Raw genomic sequence first — 655 nt, 5'->3', positions numbered from 1 at the left:
ATGCGGTAACCTTCATGGCTGGTGACCGTTCACGAGCAGAACACGCTTACGCGGGTGACATCATTGGTCTGCATAACCACGGCACTATTCAAATTGGTGATACTTTCACGCAAGGCGAGTCACTGAAGTTCTCTGGTATTCCAAACTTTGCGCCTGAATTGTTCCGTCGTATTCGTTTGAAAGATCCATTGAAGCAGAAGCAGCTACTAAAAGGCTTGGTTCAGCTTTCTGAAGAAGGTGCGGTACAGGTATTCCGTCCACTGCAAAACAACGATCTGATCGTTGGTGCGGTAGGTGTGCTTCAGTTTGACGTGGTTGTGGCTCGCTTGAAGTCAGAATACAACGTTGAAGCAATCTACGAAGGCGTTAACGTAGCGACAGCTCGTTGGGTTGAGTGTGGTGATGCGAAGAAACTGGATGAGTTCCAGCGTAAGAACCAAGCGAACTTAGCATTGGATGGTGGTGACAACCTAACGTACATTGCCCCAACTATGGTTAACTTGAACCTTGCAAAAGAACGCTTCCCAGACGTTGAATTCCGTGCGACTCGCGAGCACTAATCAACCGCCGCGTTAAAGCAACTAGATTTTAAAACGCCCTTGGCTATAGACTTAGTCAAGGGCGTTTTTATATAAGGAAGAAAAATGAACTGGTT

Annotated in this window: 1 pseudogene; it reads left to right on the top strand. The window is 46.9% G+C overall.

The features are described 5' to 3' along the window. Positions 1 to 560 (top strand): annotated as a pseudogene (gene prfC, locus R7E78_RS27400) (peptide chain release factor 3); the annotation flags it as partial. Positions 561 to 655 lie beyond the last annotated feature (95 nt).

The sequence above is a fragment of the Vibrio sp. YT-19(2023) genome (assembly GCF_033337395.1).
The sequence above is the reverse complement of the archived record's forward strand: the minus strand, read 5'-3'. Positions and strand labels throughout refer to the sequence as shown.